The 14659-nt window shown below is 59.4% G+C and carries 14 protein-coding genes; 8 read left to right on the top strand and 6 right to left on the bottom strand.

All coding sequences use genetic code 11. The annotated features are described in order from the left end of the window. Positions 1–41 precede the first annotated feature (41 nt). Both sigX and LRO94_RS21210 read left to right on the top strand, forming a co-directional pair. A complete protein-coding gene (sigX, locus tag LRO94_RS21215; RefSeq protein WP_032887596.1) occupies positions 42–632 on the top strand; it encodes an RNA polymerase sigma factor SigX in 591 nt (196 codons plus the stop codon). A 107-nt stretch (positions 633–739) separates the two neighbouring features. Then, entirely contained in the window at positions 740–1720 is a 981-nt protein-coding gene (locus LRO94_RS21210) for an OmpA family protein (RefSeq protein WP_032887598.1), read from the top strand. Positions 1721–1777: 57 nt separating this feature from the next. On the opposite strand, the gene cobA is transcribed toward LRO94_RS21210, so the two are convergent. From cobA to LRO94_RS21185, 5 genes are all read right to left on the bottom strand, one after another. After that, positions 1778–2521, bottom strand: a complete 744-nt coding sequence (gene cobA / locus LRO94_RS21205; RefSeq protein ID WP_032887600.1) for a uroporphyrinogen-III C-methyltransferase — start codon at positions 2519–2521, stop codon at positions 1778–1780. Between the two features lie 26 nt (positions 2522–2547). Beyond that, positions 2548–4218 carry a bifunctional protein-serine/threonine kinase/phosphatase gene (locus tag LRO94_RS21200; protein WP_032888083.1) on the bottom strand — a complete coding sequence of 557 codons (1671 nt, stop codon included), beginning with the start codon at positions 4216–4218 and terminating at the stop codon, positions 2548–2550. After that, entirely contained in the window at positions 4218–5429 is a 1212-nt protein-coding gene (locus LRO94_RS21195) for a nitrate/nitrite transporter (protein WP_032887602.1), read from the bottom strand. Before LRO94_RS21195 ends, LRO94_RS21200 begins: the two co-directional genes overlap by 1 nt. A gap of 211 nt (positions 5430–5640) precedes the next feature. Beyond that, on the bottom strand, positions 5641–6216 hold the full coding sequence (locus LRO94_RS21190) for an ANTAR domain-containing response regulator (RefSeq protein ID WP_032887604.1): 576 nt from the start codon (positions 6214–6216) through the stop codon (positions 5641–5643). A 13-nt stretch (positions 6217–6229) separates the two neighbouring features. Then, positions 6230–7456 carry a CmpA/NrtA family ABC transporter substrate-binding protein gene (locus LRO94_RS21185; RefSeq protein WP_032887605.1) on the bottom strand — a complete coding sequence of 409 codons (1227 nt, stop codon included), beginning with the start codon at positions 7454–7456 and terminating at the stop codon, positions 6230–6232. A 249-nt stretch (positions 7457–7705) separates the two neighbouring features. Between LRO94_RS21185 and sctC the strand changes: the two genes are divergently transcribed. The 5 genes from sctC (at position 7706) to LRO94_RS21160 (ending at position 11495) form a co-directional block, all read left to right on the top strand. Next, positions 7706–9154: a type III secretion system outer membrane ring subunit SctC gene (sctC, locus tag LRO94_RS21180; RefSeq protein WP_032887607.1), complete on the top strand. Its 1449-nt coding sequence runs from the start codon at positions 7706–7708 to the stop codon at positions 9152–9154. 15 nt (positions 9155–9169) lie between these two features. Then, a complete protein-coding gene (locus LRO94_RS21175; protein ID WP_032887609.1) occupies positions 9170–9394 on the top strand; it encodes a FliM/FliN family flagellar motor switch protein in 225 nt (74 codons plus the stop codon). Positions 9395–9536: 142 nt separating this feature from the next. Beyond that, positions 9537–9935, top strand: coding sequence for a winged helix-turn-helix domain-containing protein (locus tag LRO94_RS21170; RefSeq protein WP_032888085.1), 399 nt, complete (start codon positions 9537–9539; stop codon positions 9933–9935). After that, entirely contained in the window at positions 9928–10389 is a 462-nt protein-coding gene (locus LRO94_RS21165) for a transglycosylase SLT domain-containing protein (protein ID WP_032888087.1), read from the top strand. Before LRO94_RS21170 ends, LRO94_RS21165 begins: the two co-directional genes overlap by 8 nt. Before the next feature lie 86 nt (positions 10390–10475). Further along, positions 10476–11495 (top strand): quinone-dependent dihydroorotate dehydrogenase, encoded by a 1020-nt coding sequence (locus LRO94_RS21160; protein ID WP_179180021.1) that lies wholly within the window; start codon positions 10476–10478, stop codon positions 11493–11495. 123 nt (positions 11496–11618) lie between these two features. Here the strand turns inward: LRO94_RS21160 and rmf are convergent, their stop codons facing one another. After that, positions 11619–11834: a ribosome modulation factor gene (gene rmf / locus LRO94_RS21155; RefSeq protein WP_002553055.1), complete on the bottom strand. Its 216-nt coding sequence runs from the start codon at positions 11832–11834 to the stop codon at positions 11619–11621. A gap of 532 nt (positions 11835–12366) precedes the next feature. Here rmf and rlmKL point away from each other — a divergent pair. Continuing rightward, a complete protein-coding gene (gene rlmKL / locus LRO94_RS21150; protein ID WP_032887613.1) occupies positions 12367–14634 on the top strand; it encodes a bifunctional 23S rRNA (guanine(2069)-N(7))-methyltransferase RlmK/23S rRNA (guanine(2445)-N(2))-methyltransferase RlmL in 2268 nt (755 codons plus the stop codon). Positions 14635–14659 lie beyond the last annotated feature (25 nt).

Below are 14659 nucleotides of genomic sequence, written 5' to 3'. Positions count from 1 at the left end.
GGCTGTAGCGGACATTGACCTGACTGTCGGCACGACTTGTTTTGAATAAAGCCCAAACGCTGTCCACGCGCTATGACCCCCGTGAGCTCTCTGATGAGGAGTTGGTCGCGCGCTCGCACACGGAGCTGTTTCACGTCACTCGCGCGTACGAAGAATTGATGCGCAGATATCAACGCACTCTGTTCAACGTTTGTTCAAGGTATTTAGGGAACGATAGAGATGCGGACGATGTCTGTCAGGAAGTGATGCTCAAGGTGTTGTACGGCCTGAAGAACTTTGAGGGTAAATCGAAGTTCAAGACCTGGCTCTACAGCATCACGTACAACGAGTGCATCACGCAGTATCGGAAGGAACGGCGAAAGCGTCGCTTGATGGACGCTTTGAGTCTGGACCCCCTTGAGGAGGCGACTGAAGAGAAGTCGCCGGCACCCGAGGAAAAGGGCGGACTCGATCGCTGGCTGGTGTATGTGAACCCGATTGACCGGGAAATTCTGGTGCTGCGATTTGTCGCAGAGCTCGAGTTCCAGGAAATCGCTGACATCATGCACATGGGTTTGAGTGCTACAAAAATGCGTTACAAACGTGCTCTAGATAAATTACGTGAGAAATTTGCGGGCGAGACTGAAACTTAGTGCGTGGCAAATATCTCTTACGTGTAGGCAAGTTCTGTTAGACTTGTCGCCGAGTTGTCCCCCGGTTTGTGGGACTGCTTTACAATCACCAGATGGGGATTTAACGGATGAAACTGAAAAACACCTTGGGCTTGGCCATTGGTTCTCTTATTGCCGCAACTTCTTTCGGCGTTCTGGCACAAGGCCAAGGCGCAGTTGAAGGCGAGCTGTTCTACAAGAAGCAGTACAACGATAGCGTCAAGCACATCGAAGACGGCTTCAATCCTGGCGCTCGCATCGGTTACTTCCTGACCGACGACCTGTCCTTGAACTTGTCCTACGACAAAACCAACCACACCCGTTCGAACGACGGTACTGGTAGCCAGAAGATCAAAGGCGATACCGGCAGCCTGGTTGCCCAGTATCACTTCGGTCAAGCTGGTGTTGACAGCCTGCGTCCATACGTTGAAGGCGGTTTCGGCCACCAGAGCCGTGGCAACGTACAAGCTGACGGCCACAGCGGTCGCGATCAGACCACTTTCGCTACCGTCGGTACTGGCGTGAAGTACTACTTCACCAACAACCTGTACGCTCGTGCCGGTGTTGAAGCTGACTACGGTCTGGACAACGGCAAGTGGGACTACTCCGCACTGGTCGGCCTGGGCGTAAACTTCGGCGGTAACGCTGGCGCAGCTGCTCCAGCTCCTACTCCAGCACCAGCTCCAGAGCCAACTCCAGAGCCAGAAGCTCCAGTTGCTCAGGTTGTTCGTGTTGAGCTGGACGTTAAGTTCGACTTCGACAAATCCGTTGTTAAGCCTAACAGCTACGGCGACGTGAAAAACCTGGCCGACTTCATGGCTCAGTACCCAGCTACCAACGTAGAAGTTGCTGGTCACACTGACTCCGTAGGTCCAGACGCTTACAACCAGAAGCTGTCCCAGCGTCGTGCTGACGCTGTTAAGCAAGTCCTGGTTAAAGACGGCGTTGCTCCTAGCCGTGTAACTGCTGTTGGTTACGGCGAATCCCGCCCAGTTGCTGACAACGCAACTGAAGCAGGTCGTGCTGTTAACCGTCGCGTAGAAGCGTCGGTTGAAGCTCAAGCTCAGTAATTACTGAGTAGAAAAAAGCCCGGCTCAGGCCGGGCTTTTTTTCGCCTGGAATTTGCCTCAGGCACTGGCCGCTGCCGTGATGTAGGCCACTTGGTCGGTGGCGGCAACACTGCCAATCACCAGGATTGCAGGGCTCTTCAAGGCAAAGGAATGAGCATCCTCGTGCATGCGTGACAGCTCACTACGGCATTCGCGCTGCTGGGGCAGTGATGCATTTTCGATCATCGCCACTGGCATATCAGCTGCCATCCCGCCTCCGAGCAATTGCTGGCGAATCTCCTCCAGCTTGGCCACGCCCATGTACACCACCAATGTCGTTCCACCTTCTGCCAGCGCGCGCCAATTAACGCTGCTGTCGTCTTGAGTGTGGGCCGTGACCAACGTCACGCCGCGGCTGACACCGCGCAATGTCAGAGGAATCGCGCAGTTCGTCGCACCCGCCAGCCCTGCGGTGATCCCGTTGACCAACTCCACCTCGACGCCACGCTCGCGCAGCCACATGGCCTCTTCACCACCGCGTCCGAAAATGCACGGATCGCCACCTTTGAGCCGCACCACGCACTTGCCTTGGCGGGCGTAACGCAGCATCAGGCGATGGATAAAATCCTGCGGGGTTGAGCGGCAGCCACCGCGTTTACCCACGGTAATCACACGAGCCTCGGCGCAGTGCTCCAGTACGGCCGGGTTGACCAAATCATCGATCAACACTACATCGGCTTCGTTCATTGCCCGTACGGCTTTGAGGGTCAACAGTTCTGGGTCGCCGGGGCCTGCGCCCACCAGCCAGACTTTTGCGTTCATGTGTTTTTCCTCGTCTAGAGCTGACGTCAGCTATGAAAGAGTGAATACAGAAGAATCAGATTGATCAGCATCGAGACCAGGCCCAAGGTGCGCCAAACCTTCAAAGGTTCGCGCTCAAGGAGTGGCTTCGGACGGATGCTCAGCTCTTGGCGATCAGCCTGCTCCAGCACCAGCAGCCATTCCTCGGCAGTCTCGTAGCGATGCGCGGGCTGCGCTGCCACCGCGCGTTCCAGGCTCAGAGGGAGCCAGTCCGGGAGGTCCGGACGATAGCGGCTGGCGGTGACGGATTGGGCAAATCTAGGTCGTTGGAAAGCTTCGATTTCACCGTAGGGGTAGTGCCCGGTCAGCAGGAAATACAGCGTCACACCAACGCTATATAAATCCTGTTGTGCTGTAGGACGGTCGCCATTGAACGCCTCAGGCGCGATAAAGCTCGGAGTGCCGGGCAGCACATGGGCGCGATCCTCTGACAGGCCCGAGCAATACGCCAGACCGAAATCCAATACTCGCAATTCTCCGTCGTCCCCCAGCAGCAGGTTTTCCGGCTTGATATCGCGGTGCAGGATCTGCCGTCGATGCAGCATGCCCACCGCGCGCAGCAAACGCTCGGCGACGGACTGCCATTGCGCCAGGGGCAGTGGGCCCTGGCGCTGAAAGAGCTCGGCGAGGGTCATACCGGGATATTCACGCATCACGTAGTACAAATGCTGACGCCCGCTGGCCGTATGGACTTCCGGAAACGCCCGCCCGGCAACCCGTCGCAGAAACCATTCTTCCGACAACAATGCCTGACCGCCGTCGCTGTCATTATCGCGGCTCAGGGGCAGCGTTTTCAGCAGCCAGGGTTGCTGCTGGGCATCGCGTACCCGGTACAACAATGACTGCCTGCTGTGTGCCAGGACGGCGTCGACCTGCCAACCTTCAAAGTGTTGCCCGGCTTTGAGTGGCGGTGGCAAGGGCCATTGCTGCAGCTGCACCAAGGCGTCACCGAGCGTGGCCTCGCCGACCGTGTCGACACGCACCAGCAGGGCGCTGGCATTGTCCTGGCTACCCGCCAGATGCGCGGCGTTGATCAGGGTGCTTACCGCCAGGTCGAGGTCGGTTTGTTCACGCAGGATCGCGCTGATGCTGTGATCGGCCAGGGTCGCCCACACGCCATCGCTGAGCAGCAGGAAACACTCACCCTCGCGCAATTGACCGTCGAGAAAATCCAGGACCAGATGTTGATCCAGGCCAAGGGCACGCTTGAGAACATGCTGCATGCCCGGCTGTTCCCACACATGGTCTTCGCTGATGCGCTGCAACTCGCCGTCCAGCCAGCGATATGCCCGGCAATCGCCGACATGGGCCAGGGTGAAGCGCTGGCCGCGAAAGACCAAGGCGCTGAGGGTGGTCAGCAACGGTTGACCTCCCCCATTGGCCTGCAGCCAGCGGTTCTGTGCGAGTAGCAACCGCTCCAGTGCCTGTGCCACGCCCCAGGTTTGCGGCGTGGCGTAGTAATCCAGGGCCAGGGCCTGCAGAGTTGATCGGGCGGCCAGGCCACCGTCTGCACACTGGCTCACGCCGTCGGCCATGGCGCACAGATAGCCTTTGCTCGCCGCCAGTTCCGCAGCGGGGGTAACCACCCGCAGCGCATCCTGGTTTTCCGCCCGTGGGCCGATGGCACTGGCGTGGGCGATGCTCAGTTGCAGGCTCATCAGACGCGCGCGGCGGTCACAGCGGCCGAACCCCAAGTAGTTCTCCAGCGGCGCTTGACGCCATGCAGACCGAACCAGGCCAATACGCCCAGGCTCGCGAACAACCACAAGGCCAATTGATAGCTTCCGGTGCTCTGCTTGATCGCACCCATGCCCGCCGCCAGGGCGAAACCGCCGATGCCGCCGGCCATGCCAATCAGGCCGGTCATCACGCCGATCTCACGGCGAAAACGCTGTGGTACCAGTTGGAACACAGCGCCATTGCCTGCGCCCAAACCGAGCATGGTGCAGACGAAAAGCGCCAGCGCCGCGTAGGAACTGGGCAGGTTGAAACCGACTGCCGCGATGCAAATTGCTGCGACGCTGTACATGCCGAGCAGTGTGCGGATCCCGCCGAAACGGTCGGCCAAGGCGCCGCCCAGTGGGCGCATCAGGCTGCCACCGAACACGCAGGCGGCGGTGTAGTAGCCGGCGGTCATGGGGCTCAGGCCGTATTGATCGTTGAAATAGCCGGGCAGGGCGCTGGCCAGGCCGATAAATCCACCGAAGGTCACGCTGTAGAAAAACATGAACCACCAACTGTCGCGGTCGCCCAGAGCCTTGAAGTAATCAGCCATGGACTTGGCTTTAGCGCGTTCAGGCGCATTTTTCGCGAGCCAGGCGAACACGATCAGGGTCAGGATCAGCGGAATCAGTGCGAAGCCGAACACGTTGCTCCAGCCAAAGGCCGCCGCCAGTACCGGGGCCAACAATGCAGCGAACACTGTGCCCGAATTACCGGCGCCGGCGATGCCCATGGCCTTGCCCTGGTGTTCGGCTGGATACCACTGGGACGCCAACGGCAACGCCACTGCAAAGGATGCGCCGGCCATACCGAGGAACAGCCCTAGCAACAAGGCTTGTTCGTAGCTGTGAACCCCCAGTTTCCAGGCGCCGAACAACGCGACAATCACAATCACCTGGCCAATCAGCCCGGCTGTCTTTGGGGATAGCTTGTCCGCCAGCATGCCCATCAGGAAGCGCAACACAGCGCCCGCAAGGATCGGTGTCGCCACCATCAAGCCGCGTTGTTGAGTGGTCAGGTGCAAGTCGGCGGAAATCTGTACCGCCAGCGGGCCCAACAAATACCAGACCATGAAGCTCAGATCGAAATACAGGAACGCGGCAAACAGGGTCGGGGTGTGCCCGGATTTCCAGAAGCTTGATTTCATCACGCACCTCAACGGTTGGGAGTCTTGTAAGAAGGCCTAGTGATGGAGCAGCCGGCTGAGGCCGCCCCACCGGCCCCGTGCTGCTGGGGCCAAAACGAAAAAACGCCGCCATCGGGTTCGCGAGGGCAAACCGGATGTGCGACGTCTTTGTCGTGGAGGGGCAACCGCCGTTGGTTACCTGTGATGATTGTTTAGCAAGTCCCGCGCCACATCAGCCGAGCAGTTCACTCATGGCGATGATTTGCTCTGCCACTTGGATCAGTTTCTGTTGGCGGCTCATGGCTTGGCGGCGCATCAGTGTGTAGGCCTCTTCCTCATTACAGGCCTTCATTTTCATCAGCATGCCCTTGGCCAGTTCGATGCGCTTGCGCTCGGCCAACTGCTGGTCCCGCGCCTGAAGCTGGGCGCGCAAGGCCTGGTCGCTTTCAAAGCGGGCCATGGCCACGTCGAGGATCGGTTGCAGGCGCTGGGCCTGGATGCCCTCGACGATATAGGCACTGACACCGGACTTGATGGCCTGGCGCATCACGTTCGGGTCGTGCTCGTCGGTAAACATCACGATAGGCCGGGGCTGGTCGCGGCTGACGAGCACCACTTGCTCCATCACATCGCGGCCCGGTGACTCGGTATCGATCAGAATCACATCCGGGCGCACTGTTTCGACGCGTGCCGGCAAGTCGATGGTCAGGCCGGACTCATCGATCACCTCGAAGCCAGCTTCGATCAGCGCCGTACGCAGGCGCCCGACCTTGCGCGGGGTGTCATTGATCAACAGGATTCGCAGCATAGAAGTGCTCCTGTCAGCGCAAGGCTTGGCGGTTGGCGTGGTCGGCGATGGCATGCAATCGGAAACTGCGGGCGTAGCCGACGGGGTCCGAGCCGTCCCACACCTTGCCGTCGATCAGTTGGCTGCTGCGCATGTCCTGGCGTTGCGCATTGATGCCCAGCGCGTCTGCCGCCTGGCGATACAGCGCCAGTTGCTGGACCTGGCGGGCAACGCCCAGGTAATCAGGGTCTTCGCGCAGCAGGCCCCAGCGTCGAAACTGGGTCATGAACCACATGCCATCGCAGAGATATGGCAGGTTCACTTCGCCATCGGCGAAAAAGCGCAGGGCATGGGGATCCTGCCAGTGGTTGCCCAGGCCATCGTCATAAATGCCCAGCAGGCGGGGTTCGATGCAGTCGAGAGGCGCGTCAAGGTACTCGCGGCCGCTGAGCAACTGCGCGGTGGAACGCCGGTTTTCGATACTTTCTTCAATAAAGCGGCTGGCTTCGAGGATAGCCATGACCAATACGCGGGCGGTGTTGGGGTATTGGTCGACGAAGGCCTGTGTGCAGCCGAGCACCTTTTCTGGATGGTTCGGCCAGATCGCTTGGGTGGTTGCCAGTGTAAAGCCCTGGTTTTGCGCGACTGCGCTGGCACTCCAGGGTTCTCCGACGCAAAAGCCATCAATCCGACCAGCTTGCAGGTGCGCAACCATTTGTGGGGGCGGTACCACGACGCTGTCCACATCCTGTAACGGATGAATGCCCTGACTTGCGAGCCAGTAGTACAACCACATGGCGTGGGTGCCTGTGGGAAAGGTCTGTGCGAAGGTCAGTTTTGTTCGGCTTTGGTGCACGTGGCGATCCAATGCCTCAGGAGTGACCACCCCTTGTCGTTGCAGGGCGTGGGACAGGTTGATGCTTTGACCGTTCTGATTCAATCCCATCAGCACCGCCATGTCGGTGGGTGCGACGCCGCCGATGCCCAGGTGAACGGCATAGATCAACCCGTACAGGCTGTGGGCGGCGTCCAGTTCACCGCTGACCAGTTTGTCCCGCAGGTTGGCCCACGAGGATTGGCGCTTGAGGTTTAGCGTCAGGCCATAAGGTTGAGCGAAGCCCTGGGTTGCCGCCACCACCAGGGAGGCGCAGTCGCTCAAAGCCATGAAGCCCAGGTCGAGGCTGCTCTTTTCCGGAGCATCACTGCCGTTGACCCAGGCCAGTGGGTCTCTTGTCGGGCTGCTGCCAACCGAATCGTTCATCAACACCTACCTTTTCTTTCAAAAAAAAGCGCCGTTCCCTCAGATGGCGATGCAAGGCCATTGCGGGTAACGACGCCTTTGTCCGTAAGCTCGCTCCGCCGTTGGAGTGCGCTCTGATACCGAGTGCAAAGCAAGGCACATGCCACGGGCCTGGAAGCGCTGTCGGCCGTCACCTTTCCATCAAGATTGAAAATGGACGGCCTCTCAGTATGGCCGCCTCTCACTGCCAGGCCGCCCAGGAAACCTACGGTGTACGCTGACTTTCCCTTAACGACTCCCTGCCTCTGGCTACTGCTTGCCGCGCTGATGCTGGGAGGTGCCGATGCCCATGGCGAAACCTATCAGGCGCAGGACGAGAGCCTGCATACCGTCTTTACTGCCTTGTCCGTGCCTATGGGCCTGCCCATTGTCGTGAGCAGTGAAGTGGCGCGCACACGCATCAGTGAAGTCATTGACCTCGATACACCTCAACACGCCCTGGAGACGCTTGCATTGCAATACGGCTTGATCTGGTACGGCGACGGGCAGGCGCTCTACATCTATGACGTCAGCGAAGCAAAAAGCTCGACCGTGACGTTGTTGCATATATCCGTCGACAGGTTTCGTGCCCTCATGCGCCGCTCTGGGGTTGATGAAACGCGCTACCCCCTTAGGATCAGCGGAGCTCGGACATTCTCCGTGTCGGGTCCGCCTAATTATGTCGATCAGGTGTTGCAACTGGCCCAATTGATGGACCTTGAACGTGCTGATTTGCGCGTGGGTACCCAGGCGTTTGCTGTCGTCCAGGTACTCAACACCCATGTTGCTGACCGGGTGTACTCCATGGGCCCGGAAAAGGTCACGGTGCCGGGGATCGCGTCGCTGATCGACACCCTGCTGGCGTCTGAGGAGGACGGACCACTGGCCGACAAGAGTCTGGTGGTGATCCCCTATTTGGATACCAACAGCCTGCTGATCAAGGGCGAACCTGAGCAATTGGGATTCATCGAGCGATTGATCGCCGAGTTGGACACACCCAAGCGGTCTGTCGAAGTCTCGCTCTGGATGGTGGACGTGGAGCGTGACGACCTGAAAAAACTGGAGCCTGCCTGGGATAAGGAGGCGAAGGGTCAGGCCACGCGAATCCTGGAACCGATTGACGATAACCGCTTGATGGCGCAAATCGCCACGCTGGAGCATCGGCGGCGAGCGAAAGTGATGACGTTACCGGTGATTCTCACCCAAGAGAACGTGCCAGCGGTATTTCAGGATAACCACACCTTCTATCTGCCCGCTCCCGGACAGGATCATGCTGATTGGAAGCCTGTGCATTACGGCTCCCAAGTCAGCGTGTTGCCGCGTTTTGCCGAAGCGAATCAGATCGAGATGCTTCTCCACGTTGAGGATGGTCGCCAGATGAGCCAGGTAGGTCGGCGCGGCAAACCGAGCGCGGTCGGACGGGTGAGTGTCAGTAGCGTGGTGCAAGTGCCGCAGGGCAAGCGCCTGTGGTTGGGGCCGTTTAGCCGTGAGGCCAATGAGCAGGGACGAAACGCCGTATCAAATGGCTCGGCCAAGGTTCGTCTGTTTGTGATTCAGTCCCGGGCCATGGGTAGCGAGAAGGCCTTACCGGCAGGCGTTGGTGCGCCGCCGTTGACTGCGGCGCAATACGAACGAGTGCAACGTGCGTTTGTGCACCCGGGTCGCGATATCTCTCCGTGAAAAAGGTGCTAACCCGTGCATATGGAAATTCTTCTACAGGAACAACTGGTCAGTTTCAGGCGCCTTTCAGCCTTTGCGCCTGGGAAGGTGCTGCCATTGGCGCCTGGAATCAACCACTGCGTGGAGGTTCGGGTTAACGGCCGGCTATTGGCGTTGGGGGAGTTGGTGCAGTTGGAGGATCGCCTGGGGATTGAATTGCACGAGGTCTATCGAAAAGGGGCATCTGACAGTTGTAAATGAACGGTCTTACAGGGTGATGCTGAAAAGCGGCGGCTGTATGGGTTTTTTCCTAGCGTGGGCTGCAAGGCGGTTTTTTATAGTCATGACGTGGGCACAAGAGCCAGTACTGGAAATAAGGAATGAGTCGGATGCCGAGGTGGATATGGCCGTCGTGAATGATGGGTTGACTGCGACTTCCCTGTATTTCTCCCAGTGGATACTGCATGGCGATGGTCGTCTAAGCGGTAAAGTCAGCGATGTTCAGTTGCCGCCCAAGGAGCTGCATGTTTTGCGGTTGCTGCTTGCCTCTGGCGGTGTCCTGATGACCAAGGATCATTTGCTTGAACTGGCCTGGCCACAAGGGGAGGTCGCGGAGGAGTCACTGACCCGTTGCATTTACTCGCTGCGCAAGCATCTTGGAGCCGACAAGGGTTTTATCAAGACCATCTACGGTCGTGGGTATCGCTTCACCTGTCCGGTGAACGTTGAGCGGCATGGGGCCGGGCATACGGATGCCGCGCAGCACCTGTGTTCGGCCTGTGGCCAGCTCAGGCGTGGCTAAGCTGTGGCGCAGGCTGCTGTTGCTCGGCCTATTGATCAGCGCAAACCAGGCGTTTGCCTACTGCTGGGAGGAAACCGCCAGTCGCTACGGTATCGAGCCTGAATTGCTGCAGGCTATCGCTGCCGTGGAGTCGGGGTTTCGTGCAGATGCGATCAACCACGCAAACCAAAATGGTACGCGTGACATCGGCCTGATGCAGATCAACAGTATCCATTTGCCCCGCTTGCTCAAGCTGGGCATTACCGAGGAGCGGCTGTTGAGTGAGCCGTGCCTCTCAGTGGAAGTAGGCGCTTCCATACTGGCCGATTTCATTCAGCGCTTTGGCTACAACTGGACGGCGGTAGGTTCCTACAATGTTGGCGCCGGCTCAGGCCCTCAGCGCGACGCATTGCGCATGCGCTATGCAGAGAAAATTTGGGCACGCTATGAGTTGCTCGTACAGCAGCGCTATTGATGTTTGGGTAGCACGCCTCGCGTGCACCCCGTCACCCCGGCTATAATCGCCGCCACCTTTCGCCGCCATCCGAGTCTAGCCCGCCCATGTATACCCTGGCCCGCCAGCTGTTGTTCAAACTCTCCCCGGAAACCTCCCACGATCTGTCCCTGGACCTGATCGGCGCCGGTGGCCGCCTGGGGCTCAACGGCCTGGTGTGCAAGGCACCCGCAAAAATGCCGGTATCAGTGATGGGGCTCGACTTCCCCAACCCGGTCGGACTGGCCGCCGGCCTGGACAAGAACGGCGCGGCCATCGATGGCTTCGCGCAACTGGGTTTCGGTTTTGTCGAGATCGGCACCGTGACGCCACGGCCGCAGCCCGGTAACCCCAAGCCGCGGATCTTCCGCCTGCCTGAAGCCGAGGCGATCATCAACCGCATGGGTTTCAACAACCTCGGCGTCGATCATCTGCTGTCGCGGGTTGAGGCTGCGAAGTACAAGGGCATCCTCGGCATCAATATCGGCAAGAATTTTGATACACCGGTTGAGCGAGCGGTGGACGATTACCTGATCTGCCTGGACAAGGTCTACGCCCACGCCAGCTATATCACCGTCAACGTCAGCTCGCCGAACACACCGGGCTTGCGCAGCCTGCAGTTCGGTGACTCCCTCAAGCAATTGCTCGAAGCCCTGCGCCAGCGCCAGGAAGATTTGGCAGTGCGCCATGGCAAGCGCGTGCCGCTGGCCATCAAGATCGCCCCGGACATGAGTGACGAGGAAACCGTACTGGTGGCCCAAGCCCTGGTGGATTCGGGTATGGACGCAGTGATCGCTACCAACACCACCCTCAGCCGTGTCGGCGTCGAAGGGTTGGCCCATGGCGACGAAGCCGGTGGCCTGTCAGGTGCGCCGGTGCGGGACAAGAGCACCCATATCGTCAAGGTGTTGGCTGCTGAGTTGGCCGGGCGTTTGCCGATCATTGCAGTGGGCGGTATCACCGAAGGCAAGCACGCAGCCGAGAAGATCGCTGCCGGCGCGAGCCTGGTGCAGTTGTACTCCGGGTTTATCTACAAAGGCCCGGCACTTATTCGTCAATCGGTGGATGCGATCGCAGCATTGCGTTGAAGGATCGCCCAATAAAAAGGGCTCCTTAAAAGGAGCCCCTGGGCCGAAGCCCGCCGCCTTGAGAGGGCGTGCGTGGTTAAGTCGTAATCTATTCGTGGTGGTGTCGGAATTAAGTGCCCTTGATTAGCCGACGGCGTGAAGTTCGTTGAGTCTGTGGATTCCCGCAGTGCCAGTCATACCGTCCCAGTTGTCGCCTCGTCCTTCTCGCCAGCCGTTGATCCAGGCTTGGCGTACCGACGGTAGAGTAAATGGGCAAAGCTCACGGGATTTGCCATGAACGCCATATTGATATCCGCGTAAAAAAGCTCTTTCCAACGGATCACGCTTAAGTCTTCTCATAGGGTGTTTCCCTCACTTGTTGACTGTCTTGATATCCTTCGGCCTCGTCTGAGGCCGGGCAGAGTTTTTCTGCCGTTGGTGGGCTCGCTGCCGGCGTGGCGAGCCTAGGTGTTGGCGTCGTTACGGCGCCAACCTGTGTTGAGTTCTAACCAATAGGTCACACGGATTCAATGATCGTTTTGTCATAAGCACGTAACGATTACGATGCTATAGCCATAAGCTGGGATGGCTTTTCGCCCCTTTTTTGAGGCAAAGCCAGCTATGATGCACCCTGCAAAGAGGATGGGTTTAATCCTTTAGTGAGAATGCTGGCCCGTTGCGGTCGGTTACTATTCGACGAAGGGTCGGAATATTTCTTTTTGTTGCTTAAAAAAATCACTCTGCCCCGTCAATAAAGGCTCAAGGGCCCGTTAGACGGGGTGGGACGGCACATTCGTGCCACGCGAGCACTCTTCGAGAAAAGTGCTTGATTGAAAACCGAACCGGCGATGCGTCGCCCGTTCATTTATTGCTGAAAAGCCTGGAATGCCCCATGTCGGACCGTTTTGAACTCTTCCTCACTTGCCCCAAGGGCCTCGAAGGCCTGCTGATCGAGGAAGCCGTCGGGCTTGGCCTTGAGGAAGCCCGCGAGCACACCTCGGCCGTGCGCGGCATGGCCGACATGGAAACCGCCTATCGCCTGTGCCTCTGGTCGCGCCTGGCCAACCGCGTGTTGCTGGTGCTCAAGCGCTTCCCGATGAAGGATGCCGAAGACCTCTACCACGGCGTGCTGGACATCGAATGGGCCGACCACATGGTCTCCGACGGCACCCTGGCGGTGGAGTTCAGCGGTCACGGTTCGGGCATCGACAACACCCACTTCGGCGCGCTGAAGGTCAAGGACGCGATCGTCGACAAGCTGCGTACCCCGACCGGCGAACGCCCGTCCATCGACAAGATCAACCCGGACCTGCGCATTCACCTGCGCCTGGACCGTGGCGAAGCAATCCTGTCCCTCGACCTTTCCGGCCACAGCCTGCACCAGCGCGGCTACCGCCTGCAGCAGGGCGCGGCGCCGTTGAAGGAAAACCTGGCGGCGGCGATCCTGATTCGTGCCGGCTGGCCGCGTATTGCTGCCGAAGGCGGCGCGCTGACTGACCCGATGTGCGGTGTGGGGACCTTCCTGGTCGAAGGCGCGATGATTGCCGCCGACATGGCCCCCAACCTCAACCGCGAACTGTGGGGCTTCACCACCTGGCTTGGCCACGTGCCGGCGCTGTGGAAGAAACTTCATACAGAAGCCACTGAACGTGCCGCCATCGGCATGAACAAAACCCCGCTGTGGGTGCGTGGCTACGAGGCTGACCCCCGTCTGATCCAGCCCGCGCGCAACAACATCGAGCGTGCTGGTCTGAGCCATTGGATCAAGGTGTACCAGGGCGAAGTCGGCACCTTCGAGCCGCGCCCGGACCAGAACCAGAAAGGCCTGGTGATCTGCAACCCGCCCTACGGCGAGCGTCTGGGTGACGAAGCCAGCCTGTTGTACCTCTACCAGAACCTCGGCGAGCGTCTGCGCCAGGCCTGCATGGGCTGGGAAGCCGCGGTGTTCACCGGCGCACCGGACCTGGGCAAGCGCATGGGCATTCGCAGCCACAAGCAGTATTCGTTCTGGAACGGCGCGTTGCCGTGCAAATTGCTGCTGATCAAGGTCAACCCGGATCAGTTCGTTACCGGCGAGCGTCGTACCCCGGAACAGCGCCAGGCTGAACGTGAGCAGGCTGTTTACGACCAAGCCCCGGTCGAGCCACAAGAGCGCCAGTACAACAAGAACGGCAACCCGATCAAGCCAGCCCCGGCTCCTGTGGTCGAGCAGGCGCGCCTGAGCGAAGGCGGGCAGATGTTCGCCAACCGCCTGCAGAAGAACCTCAAGCTGCTGGGCAAGTGGGCCAAGCGTGAAGGGGTGGATTGCTATCGCGTGTACGACGCCGATATGCCCGAATACTCCATGGCCATCGACCTGTACCACGATTGGGTGCATGTGCAGGAATATGCCGCGCCGAAGTCCATTGACCCGGAAAAAGCCTCTGCACGTATGTTCGATGCGCTGGCGGCGATCCCTCAGGCGCTGAACATCGACAAGAGCCGCGTGGTGGTCAAGCGTCGTGAGCGCCAGAGCGGCACCAAGCAGTACGAGCGCCAGAGCGCCCAAGGCAAGTTCACCGAAGTCAGTGAAGGCGGCGTGAAGCTGCTGGTCAACCTCACCGATTATCTCGACACCGGCCTGTTCCTAGACCATCGCCCGATGCGCATGCGTATCCAGAAGGAAGCGGCCGGCAAGCGTTTCCTTAACCTGTATTGCTACACCGCCACCGCCAGTGTGCATGCAGCCAAGGGTGGCGCGCGCAGCACCACCAGCGTCGACCTGTCCAAGACCTATCTGGACTGGGCGCGTCGCAACTTCTCCCTCAACGGGTTCTCCGACAAGAACCGCTTGGAGCAGGGTGACGTGATGGCCTGGCTGGAGGCCAGCCGCGATGAGTTCGACATGATCTTCATCGACCCGCCGACCTTCTCCAATTCCAAGCGCATGGAAGGCATTTTCGACGTGCAGCGTGACCACGTGCAGTTGCTGGACCTGGCGATGGCACGCCTGGCACCGGGTGGTGTGCTGTATTTCTCGAACAACTTCCGCAAGTTCGCGCTGGAGGAAAACCTCAGCGAGCGCTACACGGTCGAGGAAATCAGCGACAAGACCATCGATCCGGATTTTGCGCGCAACGCCAAGATCCATCGGGCCTGGAAAATCACCGCTCGCGGTTAACCAACAGCCTGAAGCCGCAAGCCTG

The organism is Pseudomonas sivasensis (assembly GCF_021391435.1).
GTDB classification, from domain to species: Bacteria; Pseudomonadota; Gammaproteobacteria; order Pseudomonadales; family Pseudomonadaceae; genus Aquipseudomonas; species Aquipseudomonas sivasensis.
The sequence above is the reverse complement of the archived record's forward strand: the minus strand, read 5'-3'. Positions and strand labels throughout refer to the sequence as shown.